Source organism: Paenibacillus sp. MDMC362, from assembly GCF_003269305.1.
Classification (GTDB): domain Bacteria; phylum Bacillota; class Bacilli; order Paenibacillales; family Paenibacillaceae; genus Paenibacillus_AQ.
This window is the reverse complement of sequence record NZ_QLYT01000049.1, coordinates 1-16,849: the sequence shown is the minus strand read 5'-3', so window position 1 is coordinate 16,849 and position 16,849 is coordinate 1. Positions and strand designations below refer to the sequence as shown.

Below are 16,849 nucleotides of genomic sequence, written 5' to 3'. Positions count from 1 at the left end.
TCGCCGCTTAATAAAATCTCTTTTTTTAATGTCTACTTGACGGGGCTATGACCAATGTGGGCTGCTCTTTTTTAGCGAGGTGAGGGGTAACCTATAGCACCGTTCCCTTTCCTTCATCTCTCCGGTTATATGTTCCCGCAATCCTTTACCGGTATATCGATAGGCCTCAATGGCTTCCTAGCGCTGAATTCCCCGGTCTTTTCCCCTCAGCCAGCATATCGTTAATTCTCTCGATTAATCCCGGCAGCTCGTTCATCGTCCGAAGCGTAAAGTCCGCCCCGTTACGGATAAACGTCTGTTCGGTTTTCGAGATCGCGGCTTCCCGGTCCGATTCTGACAGGGCATGGAACTCTTCTGCACTCAGGCCCATTTCGGAGCTGCCGATGATAACGCCAACCGACCACACGCCTGCGTTAACGCCTTCTTTTATGTCCGAGACGGTATCCCCTACCTTAACGACTTTCCAGGATGCCGATAAACGGAGAGATTCCATATTCCGATAAATCATGTAAGGATAAGGTCTTCCTTGGGAATTCGTGTCATCCGGCGTGAAATAGACATCCGGGCTGTATCCCTTTTGCCGGGCATTGGCGACCACAACCTCCATCATGCTGCTTGTATATCCCGTCGTGGAACCGATCTTCAAGCCTTGACTCTTCAAAACTTCAACCGTCTCGATGACACCCGGGATCGGGTCGGTGTACTCGGATAAGGAAGCCATCAAGGCCGGCTCGAATTCCGCGTACAGCCGCTCTACGTCCTGCTCATCGAAAGCTCTTCCGTACTTCGCTTCCCACAGCGCCGACACTCTCGGCATGGACAGCATGGCACGAATATGATCGATCTTCAGCATCCCCATCGGCGCTCTCGCCTCATCCATCGTCACTTCAATGCCCGCATTCTTAAAAATATCGACAAACACGTTCACCGGTGCAAAACATCCAAAATCCACAGCCGTTCCGGCCCAGTCCAATATAACGCCTTCGATTCGGCTCATTGTGCCGTCACCCCCATATACTCTTCGATAATATGACATAACTGTTCGATATCCTGCTCATAAATTTCCCCGATATTCCCAATGCGGAAGGTATCCACGTCGGTCAGCTTGCCCGGGTAGATCACATAGCCTCTTTCTTTAATATAAGCGTAAAAATGCTCGAAGCTAAACCCTTCACTCGGGAATAAGAACGTGGTGATGATCGGGGATTGCTTGTCATCGGTAATATAAGCCCGGATACCGATTTGCGCTAATCTCTCCCGCAGCAGGCAATTGTTATTCCGGTAACGGCTGAATCTCGCCGACACACCGCCTTCTTCGTTCAGCTCATCCAACGCTTTGGAGAAGGCGGCCACAACATGGGTCGGCGAAGTATAACGCCATTTGCCTTCCTTGTCCATGCCTTTCCACTGGTCGTACAGGTCAAGCGACAGGCTGCGCGCAATCCCTTCGCAGGCTGCAAGCTTGTCCAGCTTGGCGATCACGAATCCAAACCCCGGAACGCCCTGGATGCATTTATTCGCACTGCTGATCAGGTAGTCGATGCCAAGACCCTGAACATCGATTTCCATTCCGCCAAAACTGCTCATCGCATCGATCATGAGGGTTTTGCCGTATTCTCTGGACAACGACGAAACCATCTCCAGCGGATTCAGAATCCCGGTTGTCGTCTCGCAATGTACCATCGCGATATGCGTAATACGCACATCCTTATGCAGTATGGCTCGCAGTTCATCCTCGCTTGGATGTTCGTCGTAATTCACTCTGTACTCCACATAATTCAGTCCGATATACTCCGCCATTTTCACGATCCGCTCACCATATGCGCCGTTCGTTACGATCAGCACTTTATCATCCTTAGAGATGGTTGACGTCATGACGGCTTCGACGGCAAAGGTGCCGCTCCCCTGCATCAACACGGCGGTGTACCGCTCTTGATCCGCCCTGGCAAGTGCCAGGAGCTGTGATCTGATTTTTTGCGTAATCGATTTATATTCATCATCCCATGTACAGCGGTCCAAGAGCATCTCCTCTTTCACCGTCTTGGTTGTCGTCAAAGGCCCCGGGGTCAAAAGCTTGTAGGTATTCATTTCACATCGCTCCTATGCTGGCTTATTCTTTGGATCCGTTGAAGAATTGCTGATGCTCTTCCAGCAGCTCTACGGTCAGCGGCTTCTCAAAGGTCATCGAGTACGCGGGTTTGTTGACTTCATCCACGGTCTCCCCTTCGTACAGGGCCACCGGATAGTTCACGATCAGGTCTTTTCGGGCATCCTTCACGATGGTCTCGGCCATTTTCATCGCTAAATCCGTCGTTGCATTCTTCTTGTCCACCACCGCAACCGACTCGGTCAGGGAGAAGTTTCCTTCGACCGGATCCACGTAATCAATCGGTGCACCGTCAGCTTTGGCCGCTACCGCCTGATGGCGGAGTCCGAAGCCCGCAGCCACTTCTCCAGCCTGTACTTTTTTGATCGGACCGGAGCCCGAGCTCTCCAGATGCGGTCCCACATTGGCAATCAGATCATGGAGCACTTGGCGTCCCGCATTTTCGCCGTATTGGTTAAGAATTGCCTGAACCAGCAGCCAACCGGTGGAGGAATCCATAATGTTCGGAATCGATACGAGTCCGCTGAATTCCGGTTTGGTCAGGTCCGTGATGGAGGTCGGCATCGGCAAACCATTGTCTTTCAGCACCTGCGTGTTCACGAAGATGGCGCCGGTATTCGCCAGAATCGGCGTGTAATATTTCGGATAAGTTCCGACTGCGCCTGCGTCAAAAGCCAAATCCTTAAACATGGAGTGCTTGGTCTGCGAGCTTTCGATAAAGTACGAGCTCATCGTGACGAGATCCGCCTCGATTTTGTTCCCCTCAGCCATCAGTTTCCCGCCAAGTTCGGATGTACCCATGGATTGCACGAGATACTGCCCTTCGAATCCGGCATTCTCAAGCGATGTTTCCATAGCTGCGACGGCCTCTTCATCCCCGTTGGTGTAGATGACCACCTTCTTGGCTTCCCCCGGGCTTCCGCTTCCGCAGGCGGCCAGTGCAAACACCATACTGATTGCGATCAATGACAGCAGCATTCCCTTAAGCGTCTTCATCATGATTAACTCCACTCCTTGAATTTGTATTGGTATTAAAAAATAGGTTCCGTGCTTGATGTCCGATGCGATACCGTATCGTACCTCCGATTGCTGTTGTCTTCAGATTTCTCTGATTGGAATGAATCCACTGTAGAAACCCGCAGACAAAGGCGAACGCATACGCCTCTCCAATACGATTCGTCCTCTTTCGCTCGGTGTTCGAGTATGTTTTTTGCCAGCAGCATATCCGGCATTGCAGCGGACATGAACGTAATGGCGGCTTTAGCGCTGCGCCGTTCTCCTCTGCAATGCGTCGCACACCAGCTTGATGATCAGATTCGTGAAGAAGATCAGCATCGACAGCACGAAGATCTCATTAAATTTGGCGAAATGCTGCAGCTCTTTGATTTTGCTGGCTACGAGCGACGTCTGAGCGGACACAAGAAAGATAATGCCGCTGATCGTCACCATAGCGTTGATGAAATAGTAGCTGAACATCTCAATGACGGTTGAAGCCGAGTTTGGCAGAATCACCCGATAAACGGTCTTGAACCAGCTGTCCCCCAGCAGTTCTCCCGTGGTTTCCCACGAGGGATTCATCTTGGACAGGGAGTTCTTGGCCATCAGATACGGCGTCGTAAAGAAATGGACGATATTGCACAGAACGATAATGATGAAGGTTCCCTTCAGGCTGCTTCCATTAAAGAAGAGCAGGTAGGATATCCCCAGCACCATACCGGGCACCGTATTCGTGATCATCGATACCATATCCACCGTGGATCGGGCTTTTAACGGCGTACGCACATTCAGCAGCGCTGATCCGTATGCCAATAAGGTGCCGAACAGCGCCGTCAGCAAGGCGACCCAGAGCGAATTGCGGTATACCCCCGTCAAATCACTCGATTGAAAGACGTCCCGTACATGCTTAAGCGTAAACGTCAGGTCATAAGGGTAGCTGCTCAGCCATGGCGCAATGAACATCACGGCAAAAACCGATAGCATGCCCAGCACGATGACCGATGACATTATGCCGAAGGCGATATCCCGAATGCGCTGCCGCGGCAGCTCGATATCCGACAGCTTGTCATAGTGGAAATTCCACTTTTCCAGGTAGTTCAACAGCCAGATGCCGAACACGGCGGGGATCAGCATCATCACCGCAATGACAGCGCCTTGGTTGAAGTCCGGAATGGAGCCCAGCATCACCTGATACAGCTGCGTTGCCACGACCGGATAGGTGCCGCCAACCGAAGCCGGAATGCCAAAATCCGTAAAGCTTAGGATAAAAGAAAGCACAAAGGCTCCGCCAAGCGCTCCCGCGAGGGGACGCAAAATCGTATTCAGGAAACTCCTCATCGTACCGTCACCCATTAACTTGGAGACGATGATGAACTTTTTATCAATGTACTTAAATGCGTTATGGATCAGCAGGAATACTGGTGGCAGCGTGTAAATGACGTAGCCAATGAGCAGTCCGTTCCATCCGTAGATTTCAAACAAATTACGCCCGGCAAGCCGGGTGATCAATCCCTGATTACCGAACGAATACATAATGGCGAACCCATATGTAATGGTCGGGAGCAGCATGGGGATGATGATGGCGGTTTTCAGCAGGCCTTTGACAGGCCGGTATATTTTGGTGCAATGAATGGAATACGCGAGTATAAACCCCAGGACGGTTGTGATCACCGCCGTGATGCCCGATATCTTCACACTGTTGCCAATCGCTGTGATGAATTCCCTGCTCGAACCTATGGATACATAATGCCCGAGGGTAAACCCCTGATCGGATTCGAAGGAACGGATGAGCAGGATGAGCAGCGGCAAGAACAGAAACACGGCGAACAATAACAGGATGACGGTAAAGATAATCCGCATTTCCGGTTTCACGTTATGCATACTGCTCACCGAACAGGTTGTAGATGTTCTGCCTTTTGATGTGCAGCTGCTTAATAATAAACTGCTTCACAAAATCATTGCTCGGATGATGGACAATCTCCTGGGGCGTGCCGAATTGGGCAATCTGTCCCTGATGGATAATCAGGATTTTGTCCGAGAGCGTCAGCGCCTCCTCCGGGTCATGCGTTACAATGATCGTGGTCAGTTTGAATTCTCTGGCAATCGATTGAATCCGCTGCTTGATCGACTCCTTGATCACGCCGTCCAGCGCGCTGAGCGGCTCATCGAGCAGCAGGATCTTCGGTTTCGTGACCAGCGTTCTGGCCAGGGCCACTCTCTGCTTCTGTCCGCCCGACAATTCGCCGATCCGCTTGTTCAAGTGGGGCTGAAGCTCCAGAAACTCGATATATTCCTGTACCTCCTGCTGACTCACGCTCCCCTTCTTGTTGCGCAGGCCGTATACGATATTGTCGTAGGCATTCAGATTGGGGAATAAGGCATAGTCCTGAAAAACGATATTAAACCCCCGCTTCTTCATTGGCACATTGCTCAGATCTTGATCTTGGAACACGATTTTTCCCTGATCCATCCGGGTGAGTCCCAAAATAATATTCAGTAATGTGGTCTTCCCGCTGCCGCTCGGACCGAGCAGTGACACAATCTCGCCCGAACCGATTTCTACGTTGATGTCATCCAAAACCACTTTATCGTCGAATTGTTTGCTAATATGCTCTAGCTTCAGCAAACGGCTCACCTCCCTTAAACACATCCTCAGTATAGAAACCATATGTAAACAAGAATCATGAGAACTGTTAACCGCAAGTAAAATATGCATATATCATTCATAAATTAAGACCAACTATTGACTATATTGATCCACAATGGTTGCCTAACTTACGAATAATATAGGTATTTCTATTGAACATGGCCGGGCGAATCGGTAAACTAGACATGAATGCAGGCACCAACTACTAATGCGGATTGAATGGGTGAGCGAATGTTTCCACTGGAGAGGCAAAAGAAAATACTTGAGCTGCTTACGATTCGAAAAGTGCTGAAGATCACGGAGCTAACGGAAGAACTGAACGTTTCGGTGGATACTTTGCGCCGAGATTTGAACACCCTGACCAAGCAGGGGCGGATCGAGAAGATATATGGCGGGGTTAAGCTCGTGGAGTCCCGATTCGGCGAATCCTCCATGGACGAGCGCATGGTCAGCCAGTTGGAAGAGAAGGACCGGATCGCCCGCAAATGCAGCGAATTCGTCCATGACGGCGATTGCATCTATATCGACAGCGGCTCGACTACGTATCAGATGGCCAAATACGTGAAGCATAAGAAGAAGCTGACGCTGGTCACGAATTCGCTGCCTGTTGCAATTGAGCTGATGGACAGCGATGTGGAACTGATTATGATCGGCGGCAAAATCCGGCGGGAGGAGCAATCCGTCGTCGCGTATGAATACATATTCAACTTTCATGAGCTGAATGTGTTGAAAGCCTTCATCTGCTGCAGCGGCGTTACCATCGAAAAAGGCATTTCAGACTACAATCTGGAAGAAGCCATTACGCGCAAAAAAATGATCGAGCTGTCCAAAGAGGTGGTTGTCATGGCGGACAGCACCAAATTCGGCAAAGACGTCACCATTTCCATCGCATCGCTCGACAAGATTGATACAATCGTGACCGATGCGAACGTCCATGCAAGCTTCATTCCAAAATTCAAAAAAACCAATACAACGCTAGTCATTGCGGATGAATAGAATAAAATAGAATAGAGCACGCCAAAAAACGGACATTACCGATCGCCTAACGTCAGCGAGTATTGGAATGTCCGTTTTTTATTTCACACTGGCGGAGACCGGTGCCGGCTTATATGTGTCGAGCCTTTCCAGTATCCTGTATCCATACGGATTATCTTCTTTTCCCCCATGCATTTCCATCTCTTTATATGTGCATGACGGTCCCCTTTTGTAAGCGGTTGTACATTAGAAGGGAAGTCCATATAATGATGGATGAATGGGAATCAGGATATTTTTGTTATTTTCTGCGACACCATGCAGGTAGAGGAGGAAACTGATTATGAACGTTGGATCAGCACGAGCGGCGGCAACGGACTGGGTCTTGCAGCATGCCAGCAGGGAGCCTGGATTCATGGGTGCCTATTTTAGCGGCTCCACAGTCGGAAAGCCGGATGAGGCGGAGATGGACCCGTCCTCGGATATTGACATCGTTATCGTTACCCAGGATGCGGAACCCCCACTTAAGCCGGGAAAGTTTATCTACCAGGACGCTTTGATCGAAGCCACCTATCTGTCCTGGCGGGACCTCGCCTCACCCGAGCAGGTATTAACGTCCTATCATCTTGCCGGCAGCTTCCGTGTAGACACCCTGATGTCCGATCCGACTGGGCAGCTGCGCAAGCTGCAGACGGAGGTTTCGCGTCATTTTGCCGACCGGATATGGGTTACCCGCCGCTGTGAGAACGTGCGCGAACGTATCATAACCGGACTACGATCCATAGATCCTTCTGGCCCTTGGCATCGCCAGGTTACCTCCTGGCTGTTCCCTACCGGCGTAACTACCCATATGCTCCTGGTCGCCGCGCTTCGAAACCCCACGGTCAGGCTCCGCTATGCAGCGGTTCGCGATGTGCTCAAGGAGTATAACCAGGAGGAGGTATATGAGGAGCTGTTGCGACTTCTGGGCTGTAAAGATATGAGTGCCGAACAAGCCATGAATCATCTCAATGGATTGGCCCGAACCTTCGATGCCGCGTCTGCGATTGCGAAGACCCCTTTCTTCTTCAGCAGTGACATTACGCCGGATGCAAGAGCAATTGCCATTGACGGCAGCCGCGAGCTGATCCTAAACGGTAGCCATAGGGAAGCCGCCTTCTGGATGGTGGCCACCTTCGCTCGCTGCCACAACATATTGGAGGTCGACGGGACGCCTGAGTTTCAAGAGCAGTATACCCCTGCTTTTGATGAGATCCTTGCGGATCTCGGCATAACTTCCACCGATGACCTGCTGCAGCGGGCAGACGATGTTCTCCATTTCCTGCCGAAACTGTGGAGCGTCACGGAAAGCATTTTGGATGCCAATCCGAATGTGACAGAACGGGCGGGAATCGACCTCATAACTTCTAAATTTCATATAAAAAAACCACGCCAGGATTGATCCGTGCGTGGTTTTTGTTTGGTCCATCGTGCGCATGACATCCTGTGCGTACGGTACGTGTTCGATGGCTGTCAACCAACATGCTTGGATGACCGTCCTACATGCTTGACGCACGCATGGTCGTCGAACGACCTACTAGCGGCCTTCCTCCTGCAGAGGCAGATAAAATCGGTGCTCCTCTTGATCTTGGACAAAGCCAACCGACTGATAGAGTGACAACGCCGTTTCATTGGCTGCCTTCACTTCAAGTGTTACCGAGGCGGACCCCTGAGCCTGAAGATAGGACATGGCACGGAAGAGCAGATATTTGGCGATTCCCCGTTGTTTCCACGGCTCTCTTACAAACACATCTTCAATCACGCCGACATTCCCATCTTCCAGCCATGCCATGGTACTGCCTATAATCATGTCCCCTTCCAGGACATTCATCGCAGTCCAGCCGGGATGCTCTTTATATTCCCGTAAGCGTTCCAGCCCCAGCGGCGCTTCCGGCCAAACCTCGGCCTCAAGCTTTAGATACACCTCTTCCTCTTCCGCAGACTCCATCCTCCATAATCGATAGCGATAGCGATCATCTAACGGCAAGGCATGTAAAGGCTCCTCAAGTGACCGCTTCATGGTATACAGCTTCTCCAGCGGCTGAAATCCGACTTTCTCTGTAAAAAAGGCATTATTGGCGATCTCATGAACATAATTACCCACACACAAATACGTTTCGTACATCTTCGGCAACGTCCTCTTTAACACAAGGGCATGTTCATAGAGCACCCTATACATTTCACCTAGAAGATCATAATCCCGCTCCCGCTGCGGTACTGCCTTGAGATTCACATAAATGTGATGCTTGCAGTTAGGCGCATACCCCGACGGGATCACGTTAATAATGCCTACCTGTCCCTTGGCCACCATCTTTCCGTCTTCAATAGCACAGAACACATTGCCCCAATTCTTCGGGTCACCTACCCACCAAAACAACGCATCCGCTGCGGATACCGCCTGATACAGCTCCCCCAGCAGAGGCATATCGCCCTGCCTAAAATTCCGAATGATTCTTTCACCCAAATGAATGTCACCAGCCTTTGCGTTCATTGTAAGACGACCCTGAATGATAAAAATAGATAAAAAACAACTATAAACGAACAAATCGCTTAACCATGCACCATTTTCCTTATTATGGGTTTACAACGTTTTAATTACGTAATATAATAATTACGTAATAACATAATAATGATAAAGCGAGGTTGATGATTCCCCATGACACGTGATCTGGTTTATGAGATGGATGTCTTAAAGAATCAAATGACGGAGCTGCAGCAGCTTGTCTATCAAGCCCTTATGGAACGCAAACCTGGATCAGCATCAAACCAAAGCCAACATCGCCAAGAAATCGCCACAACACCTGCGATGTATGAAGCAGCCTCCGAGGACGGCTCCGTCTTCTACTCCGGACAAGTGCACCTAAATGGACAAAACATCCGCTGGGAGCCGCAGGAACGGCGAATGGATCAATTGCTGGACATGAACACCGAGAAGGCCGCCAAAATTCTCGCAGCCCTGGGCAATAAGCAACGCCTGGATATTTTAAAGGCCGTCATGGCAGAGCCCCTATCCGGCGCCGAGCTGGTGGAACGTTTAAATATGGGAACGACGGGTCAGCTGTATCACCATCTCAAGGCGCTGCTCGGCGCGGATCTCCTTGTACAGGAGCAAGGCGGACGGTACGCTCTTCCTAAGCATCGGAGCCTGCCGTTCCTACTGCTGCTCTCTGCTGCAGGCGATCTGCTCGATACAAGCGATTACCTGGAGATGACCGAAACCCGCAACAATGCAGGGATGTATTTTGGGACCTCGCACGGCTTCGATATTCATCAGCTGCTCTGGGCCGTCGTGGAAAATTCCATATTGGAGCACACGAGCGGGTATGGTGATCAGATTGGCATTTACCTGCATGAGGATGGCAGCGTGACGGTTACCGATAACGGGAGAGGCATTCCCGTGCAGGCCCTTCCGAATTCCAACATTCCTGTCGCACAATCGGTACTAACCGATGTCCACCGATTGAACACCAGCGCACACTTTCTGGCCCCCGGCGCGGAGAAGGGCATCAGCATCGCAGTAGTCAATGCCCTCTCCAAGCATCTGACCGTGGAAATTCGCCGTGACGGTAACGTATACCGGCAGGAGTACAGGCACGGCATTCCGCAGACCGGGCTTCTGATTGTCGGCATGACTCAAGAGACGGGCACCAGCGTGACATTCAAGCCTGAGCCCGAATTATTCAGCTCTGCCTTTGATATTAACCGCATCATCGAACGTAAGAGCGCAATTGCCGCGGATTATCCTGGAATCACCCTGACGATCCGCGATACCGCCGAATAATAGGAGCTTAAGAAAAGGAAGTTCGGAGCCTATGCACCATGCTTTTTACAGCAGCGACACGCTCAGTTGCCGCATCAAGGGTACTGCTCCCTATGCAAACCGTGGCTGAACCAACGGTCCTGGAACGAATACCGGTCCGGGTGTAGAGACGAACGGTGTGTGGTCCGGGGTATGCTTGAAGGGCTGTCGACCGAGCGCATGTCTGGTGCTATACTGAGCTTGAACGAACGCTAATCGAGGTGAGATAGAATGCTGGAACGTTCTATGGAGAATGTAATGGAATCTGAACAGGAAAGGGGATGGTGCGTTTAATTTAAAAAATGAAACGAGGACGATAAGCATGAACATACAGAGCACGGTAATGAGCGAAGGATTTGCATTGAATGTTTCCATTCATGGAAGCGGCAGGCCCATTTTGGTGGTGGGAAGCAGTATTTACTACCCCCGCTTGTTTTCGGAACAACTCTACACTTCATTTCAACTGATTTTCCTGGACCATCGAGGCTTTGTTAAGCCCCCTCGTACACTGGAGCCGGAAGAATACACACTGGATAAGGTTCTGGATGATATCGAAGCGGCAAGACAAACGCTGGAACTGGAGGATTTTATTATATTGGGGCATTCGGGTCACGCCTTCATGGCGCTGGAGTATGCCAAAAAATACCCGGAACACGTCCGGAAGGTAGTCCTGCTGAACACAGCGCCGACCAACAGCCCAGAGCGGCAGCAGCAAAGCTTTGCTTTTTTCAATGAGACGGCGTGTCCTAAGCGGAAACGGCAGTTTGAAGCGGATATTGCCCTGCTGGAGGGTGATATCCAGAGGGAGCCTGAACGGCGGTTTGCTCATATGTGCATCCGGATGGGAGCGCACAGCTTCTATGACTATGCCTATGATGCGGCTTGGATGTGGGAAGGCGTCTTCACCAACATGCCCGTCATCGATCATTTATGGGGAGAGGCCTTCGCGCGGCTCAATCTGATCGATTCGCTGAAAGAGGTTGCCAAGCCCGTCCTCATCGGTCTTGGACGGTACGACTATTTGGTTAGTCCCGTATCGCTTTGGGATGCGATAAACGGCTCGCAAGCCAACGTGAAGAAGGTCATTTTTGAACAAAGCGGCCATAATCCGATGTTTGAAGAGCCCGATCTGTTTAACGCCATATTGACGGACTGGATTCATGAAACAGACAACTAACCCGTGAAGATACAACGTATGCGTTACTGTAATGAAGAGGAGCCCTCAGCATTCCGCTGGGGGCTCCTCTTGCGTCTTGCTGGAGGCTCCTCTTACGTCTTGCTGGAGACTCCTCTTACGTCTTGCTGGAGACTCCTCTTACGTCTTGCTGGAGACTCCTTTTGCATCTATTTGCACGTTTCAGTCGGTAAACTCTTGAAACTCTCGCTTCATACAGCTTCGACTGCAGTGTGCGGATGGGTGCTCTTTTCGCTGAGAACCGCGCCTTTTTGAGTCCAGACGGACATGGAAGGCTATTGGCCGATGTCTTGGGCTGTTTTTGTGTTCATGCGGGCACAAAATCCGCTATTGGCGGATATTGTGCCGTTTTTGAGAACATGCGGACACAGGATCCATTACTGACTGATGTTCATCTTCTTTGTTTCCATATGGACAGAGGATCCGTTATTTTGCTAAAATCAGTCTAATTTTGAATCTAAGCGGACACAGGATCCGCTAATACAACAATTATCACGGATACATCCCGGAATATCTGAAGATAGCGGATCTCATGTCCTCAAACCACTACGAAATGGCCAAAAACATAGAAATAGCGGAACGACTGTCCTTTAAAACATAAAACAGACCATCAAAAAACCTAGATACATTGAGTCCTTGAGCCGTCGCCCCTCGATGCCTTACTTCGACTCTCGTTACCTTGATACCTTAATTCCCTAATTCTCGATTCTCGTTCTCGGTGCCTTGATACCTTACCTCGATCCTATCCTTAACTCTCCATACCTTGATACCCAGATCCCTTGATCTCCAGATTCCTAGATCCCTTAATGCAGCCCCTATTTTACTTCGAAGGGTATCGTAATATTTGCATCATAACGACAATCGCCAATCGCTCCTCGAGCCCTCCCAACTCCATCTGACTCGCCCTTTGAGGTTTGAGAAACGAAGAGCCCTGTCATTAGAGGGATAGCTTCCCCAGTCTGTGCGTCTCCTCCGCAATTCGGCTGGTATCGATCCGCTCAAACAATAGCTCCACCTCAAAAATCGGCCTGCCCACCGGAACTTGGCACCACTTCCACGCAGGCGACTCCAGCGAGAGAAAGCCTCGTATCCTATCGCAAGAGAACGGAATGAACGGCTGCAGCAGATTCGCCAAATTGGCTATAATCTGAACGCATGTGAACAGCGTTGTCGCGCACGCTTCGCGATCCTCCTTGACCTGAATCCACGGCTTCCGTTCATCAAAGTATTTGTTCGCCAGGCGAACTGTGCTAAAAATCCGATCCAACGCCTCCTTCAGTTGCCCACCCTCAATGAGCGCCCCGGCCTCGCGATACAGTGCCTCAACTCTGCTCTTCCACTCTTCGGATATGCAGCCCTCGGGCACTTTCCCCTCAAACGATTTGTTCACAAACACCAAAGTGCGGTTGACGAAATTCCCAAATGCGCCAAGCAGCTCGCCATTGTGGCTGTGAATGAACTCCCTCCAGGAGAAATCGGCATCCCGCTTCTCGGGGCCGTTCGCAATGAGGAAGTAACGAATCGAATCCGGCTGATAGCGGCTTAACACATCCGGCAACCATATGGCCCAGTTGCGACTGGTCGAGAACTTCTTCCCTTCCAGCGTCATGTACTCGCAAGATATGATTCGGTCCGGCAAATGCAGGTCACCGGCACCCTTCAGCAGCGCTGGCCAGATCAGCGTATGAAACGGGATATTATCCTTCCCATGAACATAGTAAGCCGTAATCTCTTCCCTCCCCTTGAGCCAAAAGGATTCCCAATCGCCGCCCGTCTCTGCGGCCCACTGCTTGCTGGCGGATAAATAGCCGCTTACCGCTTCGATCCAGACATAGATTTTCTTATCCTCAAATCCCGGAACAGGCACATCTACGCCCCAGGTCAGATCCCTTGTAGCCGCCCGATCCTGAAGGCCTTCCTCCAGATATCTGCGGGTCAGTTGCACCGCATTGTCGCGCCAGCCTTGAGCGTTATTCAGATCATTGGTCAGCCCCCCCTGAAAATGCGACAGCGATACGTAAAAATGCTCGGTAGGACGCTCCACCGGAGGGTTTCCGCAAATTTTGCAGGTCCTGTTCGTCAGGTCGGACGGATCAAGTATCGTGGAGCAGGCGTCGCACTGATCGCCACGGGCCCTGCTGCCGCATACGGGGCAGTCTCCTTCCACATAGCGGTCCGGCAGAAATCGTCGATCGGTTTCGCAATACGTTTGCAGCACGATTTTTCGGTACAGATGTCCGTTGTCCAGCAGCTTCAGAAACAACTCCTGCACTATCGCATGATGAAACGCCTGATCAGTTCGCGTATATAAGTCGTAAGAGAAACCCAGCCGTTCGAAGCAATCCACAAACTCCCTATGGTACCGATCCGCAATATCCCCGGGAGCCACGCCCTCCTGAATGGCTTGAACCGCCACAGGCGTTCCATGACAATCGCTACCGGATACGTACAGGACTTGATCGCCTTTCGCACGGAAATAACGTGCCAATACGTCCCCGGGCAAGAGGCTTGCAAGTCTCCCCAAATGTAAGGACCCGTTAGCGTAAGGCCAGGCACCGCCAATAAAAATGTTCGTCATGTCAATCTTCCTCCTTTTTTTGGACAACAAAAAAAGCCCTCATCCCAAAAGGGACGAGAGCTTGCCGCTCACGTGGTACCACCCAATTTCATTCATGCCTTGCGGCATTCACCTCTTCGGGTACGACGCCATATATCGCGTGTATACCCTAGCACGTTAACGGGCGCGGGATCCGGCACAGCCTACATCCCTTGCAGGGTTTCGGTGCACAGCTCAGAGACCATATTCCCCAGGTTCTTTCTTTACCCCTTTTCACCGGCCGGGGCTCTCTGTTCAAAGACGTCGCCAAGGTACTCTTTCTCTTCATTGCTTTTGTCAAACATTATTCAAGTTACTGGAAATCATACCCGAACGCTGCTCCGGAAGTCAAGTGGGTACAATAAAAGCCCGCCTGGGTTTTAAACCCCTTTCTTCGACTCTGCGCTGAGTAAGAGCAAAAACTGGACATAATATGGCAGTCCGGAAAGTCTCGATAGCCGAAGAAGTGTGTTCCTCTCTGAGAGACTAAACCACCTTACACCTACAACGACCGACCTTATCCCTCTCAAAGGATACTTCTACATTAAAAAAACCACCCCTCAAGTTCAATTCACTTGGGGGGCGGCTTTTTTAGCCTATACTTTTTTTCTTCTGAGCAGAAGCAAACCTGCAAAAAGCATAATAGCTCCGGCTAACATAAAACTGTACATATTCGTAGCCGTATTCGGCAACTTATTTCCGTTAGGCTCATTCGTTATCTGATCTCCGGATTCAGCCGGATCTCGTGGAGTCGAATCCGATACGCCTAAGGTTGAATCGTCATGATCGTCCGGTGTTTGTGCCCCGGTATTCGAACCCCCGTCGGCGTCTCCATTCGAGTCTTCATCCGGATTTCCGTTGGAATCTCCGTCCGTGGCTTCGTTCGAGTTACCATTCGGATCTTCATTCGAATCGCCGTCGGAATCTCCACTGCCACCCGGGTTCGTCGTATTTCCATCATTGTTCCAGCTGTCCGTTACTTCGATGACATTCGATGGCTTCTCTGGAGTGGTCACATTATCGCCTGTGACTTCACCGATGTTTACGATCGACTTACCGGCTTGTGTCGCCTTGACGGTTGCCTTGAACGTAATCGTATGCCATTCGGTATCCGTAATCCGTCCAAAGTTACCGCTCACTTTGCCGTTAACGTACTGGCCTTTGTCTCCATCGACATTATCAGTGACGGAAACGCCGTCTACCCTCAGGCTGCCTGCTACATACGTCAGCCCTTCCGGCAGGATGTCGGCAATCACAAGGTTCAATACATAGCTGCCCGCAACGGTATTGCGTGCGGAGATCGTATACTCCAGCGTATCGCCAACCCCGATGATGCCGCCACTTAGATCCCGCGACGTCTTCCGTGACTCCAACACTGGAGCAGGCGGCGTTACAGGCGGTGTAACCGGTGGATCCGGATCTACCGGTGGGTTGACTGGTGGATCGGTTGGCGATTCAACTGGCGGTTCCGGTTCAACGACCATTTTTTCCGTCGGTTCACCTGGCTGATCGATATTATCGCCAGTTACCCGGGCCGTGTTCTCGATAACCAGCCCGCCTTGACCCGGCAGAATGATAGCTTGGAACTCCAGCGTATGCCATTCGGTATCATCTACATTGCCAAATGAGCCATATACGTCTCCGGTAACCGAATGACCAGCGTCATCGTCTTTCGGATCCGTGACCGTAACACCATCCACTTTCAAGCTGCCTGGAACATATTCCAAACCAGCTGGCAGCGTATCGGTAATCGTCAGATTCTCCAGATACGTATCGTTGACAACACCTCTCACGCGAATCGTATACGTGATGGTGTCTCCGACCTCATACGTGGCCTTGCTTACTGTATTCGCTACAGACTTATCTGTTTCAATCTGCGGATTCCGCGGATAAACTTCGACTTCATTTCTTGGTCTGTCCGGCGTGCCAACATTGTCGCCCTCAACGGCCGCAATATTGATAATATCCTTACCAGCTTGACCCGGTAATACTTTCACCTGGAATGTCACTTTATGCCACTCAGTGTCGGTAACATCCCCGAAACCGGCGAAAATTTTACCGTTTGCGAAATGACCTTTGTCGCCATCCTGATCATCGGTAACTTGGACGTCGTTGACCTTCAGCGTACCCGGTACGTATTCCAGACCTGTCGGAATCTCGTCCGTGATTTTCAGGTTGGTTACCCGACTATCGGAGGCCGTGTTACGCGTTTGAATCGTGTAAAGCAGGGTGTCCCCGATTTCCGGATGGGCGGCGTCGGTGTTCCCGGCTGCCTTTTCAAACAGCTCCGCTGTTTTCGTGGACTCCAGCGCAGTTTCGCGTGGATAAACCTCGACGACCTCCTCCGGCGTGCTAGGTGTGGTGATATTATCGCTATCGACCACGGCCACGTTCCGGATGTCCTTACCGGCTTGACCAGGTAATACTCTCACCTGGAACATAACTTTACGCGGCTTGGTATCGGTCACATCTCCGAACTTGGCAAAGACTTTGCCGTT

Annotated in this window: 12 protein-coding genes and 1 other annotated feature; of the genes, 4 read left to right on the top strand and 8 right to left on the bottom strand. The window is 50.9% G+C overall.

The genetic code is table 11. The features are described 5' to 3' along the window. Positions 1 to 166 precede the first annotated feature (166 nt). The 5 genes from phnX to DP091_RS23145 all read right to left on the bottom strand — a co-directional run bounded on the left by phnX (position 167) and on the right by DP091_RS23145 (position 5,729). Complete coding sequence (gene phnX, locus DP091_RS23165) at positions 167 to 997, bottom strand: phosphonoacetaldehyde hydrolase (protein WP_113060474.1); 831 nt, start codon at positions 995 to 997, stop codon at positions 167 to 169. After that, entirely contained in the window at positions 994 to 2,088 is a 1,095-nt protein-coding gene (gene phnW, locus DP091_RS23160) for a 2-aminoethylphosphonate--pyruvate transaminase (RefSeq protein WP_113060473.1), read from the bottom strand. Before phnW ends, phnX begins: the two co-directional genes overlap by 4 nt. 22 nt (positions 2,089 to 2,110) lie before the next feature. Further along, complete coding sequence (locus tag DP091_RS23155) at positions 2,111 to 3,106, bottom strand: extracellular solute-binding protein (RefSeq protein ID WP_113060472.1); 996 nt, start codon at positions 3,104 to 3,106, stop codon at positions 2,111 to 2,113. A 261-nt stretch (positions 3,107 to 3,367) separates the two neighbouring features. Beyond that, positions 3,368 to 4,984 (bottom strand): ABC transporter permease subunit, encoded by a 1,617-nt coding sequence (locus tag DP091_RS23150; RefSeq protein WP_113060471.1) that lies wholly within the window; start codon positions 4,982 to 4,984, stop codon positions 3,368 to 3,370. Continuing rightward, positions 4,977 to 5,729, bottom strand: coding sequence for an ABC transporter ATP-binding protein (locus DP091_RS23145; protein WP_113060470.1), 753 nt, complete (start codon positions 5,727 to 5,729; stop codon positions 4,977 to 4,979). Before DP091_RS23145 ends, DP091_RS23150 begins: the two co-directional genes overlap by 8 nt. 252 nt (positions 5,730 to 5,981) lie before the next feature. Between DP091_RS23145 and DP091_RS23140 the strand changes: the two genes are divergently transcribed. Together DP091_RS23140 and DP091_RS23135 are read left to right on the top strand one after the other, a co-directional pair. Continuing rightward, positions 5,982 to 6,746 carry a DeoR/GlpR family DNA-binding transcription regulator gene (locus DP091_RS23140; RefSeq protein ID WP_113060469.1) on the top strand — a complete coding sequence of 255 codons (765 nt, stop codon included), beginning with the start codon at positions 5,982 to 5,984 and terminating at the stop codon, positions 6,744 to 6,746. A 319-nt stretch (positions 6,747 to 7,065) separates the two neighbouring features. Beyond that, positions 7,066 to 8,163, top strand: a complete 1,098-nt coding sequence (locus tag DP091_RS23135) for a hypothetical protein (RefSeq protein ID WP_113060468.1) — start codon at positions 7,066 to 7,068, stop codon at positions 8,161 to 8,163. A gap of 135 nt (positions 8,164 to 8,298) precedes the next feature. Here the strand turns inward: DP091_RS23135 and DP091_RS23130 are convergent, their stop codons facing one another. Continuing rightward, positions 8,299 to 9,252 (bottom strand): GNAT family N-acetyltransferase, encoded by a 954-nt coding sequence (locus tag DP091_RS23130; RefSeq protein WP_373456945.1) that lies wholly within the window; start codon positions 9,250 to 9,252, stop codon positions 8,299 to 8,301. Positions 9,253 to 9,417: 165 nt separating this feature from the next. Here DP091_RS23130 and DP091_RS23125 point away from each other — a divergent pair, with 165 nt between their 5' ends. Continuing rightward, positions 9,418 to 10,542, top strand: a complete 1,125-nt coding sequence (locus tag DP091_RS23125) for an ATP-binding protein (protein WP_113060467.1) — start codon at positions 9,418 to 9,420, stop codon at positions 10,540 to 10,542. A gap of 340 nt (positions 10,543 to 10,882) precedes the next feature. Next, positions 10,883 to 11,737 carry an alpha/beta fold hydrolase gene (locus DP091_RS23120; RefSeq protein WP_113060466.1) on the top strand — a complete coding sequence of 285 codons (855 nt, stop codon included), beginning with the start codon at positions 10,883 to 10,885 and terminating at the stop codon, positions 11,735 to 11,737. Positions 11,738 to 12,692: 955 nt separating this feature from the next. On the opposite strand, the gene metG is transcribed toward DP091_RS23120, so the two are convergent. Both metG and DP091_RS23110 read right to left on the bottom strand, forming a co-directional pair. Beyond that, on the bottom strand, positions 12,693 to 14,333 hold the full coding sequence (metG, locus tag DP091_RS23115) for a methionine--tRNA ligase (protein WP_113060465.1): 1,641 nt from the start codon (positions 14,331 to 14,333) through the stop codon (positions 12,693 to 12,695). A gap of 46 nt (positions 14,334 to 14,379) precedes the next feature. After that, positions 14,380 to 14,649 (bottom strand) — a binding site (T-box leader). 298 nt (positions 14,650 to 14,947) lie between these two features. Beyond that, positions 14,948 to 16,849: isopeptide-forming domain-containing fimbrial protein (locus DP091_RS23110; protein WP_146747016.1), on the bottom strand; the 1,902-nt coding region annotated here is incomplete at its 5' end.

Bases quoted from the DNA above. Each gene is read 5' to 3' on its own strand.
- phnX (WP_113060474.1), bottom strand. From the start codon at position 997: ATGAGCCGAATCGAAGGCGTTATATTGGACTGGGCCGGAACGGCTGTG.
- phnW (WP_113060473.1), bottom strand. From the start codon at position 2,088: ATGAATACCTACAAGCTTTTGACCCCGGGGCCTTTGACGACAACCAAG.
- DP091_RS23155 (WP_113060472.1), bottom strand. From the start codon at position 3,106: ATGATGAAGACGCTTAAGGGAATGCTGCTGTCATTGATCGCAATCAGT.
- DP091_RS23150 (WP_113060471.1), bottom strand. From the start codon at position 4,984: ATGCATAACGTGAAACCGGAAATGCGGATTATCTTTACCGTCATCCTG.
- DP091_RS23140 (WP_113060469.1), top strand. From the start codon at position 5,982: ATGTTTCCACTGGAGAGGCAAAAGAAAATACTTGAGCTGCTTACGATT.
- DP091_RS23135 (WP_113060468.1), top strand. From the start codon at position 7,066: ATGAACGTTGGATCAGCACGAGCGGCGGCAACGGACTGGGTCTTGCAG.
- DP091_RS23130 (WP_373456945.1), bottom strand. From the start codon at position 9,252: ATGAACGCAAAGGCTGGTGACATTCATTTGGGTGAAAGAATCATTCGG.
- DP091_RS23125 (WP_113060467.1), top strand. From the start codon at position 9,418: ATGACACGTGATCTGGTTTATGAGATGGATGTCTTAAAGAATCAAATG.
- DP091_RS23120 (WP_113060466.1), top strand. From the start codon at position 10,883: ATGAACATACAGAGCACGGTAATGAGCGAAGGATTTGCATTGAATGTT.
- metG (WP_113060465.1), bottom strand. From the start codon at position 14,333: ATGACGAACATTTTTATTGGCGGTGCCTGGCCTTACGCTAACGGGTCC.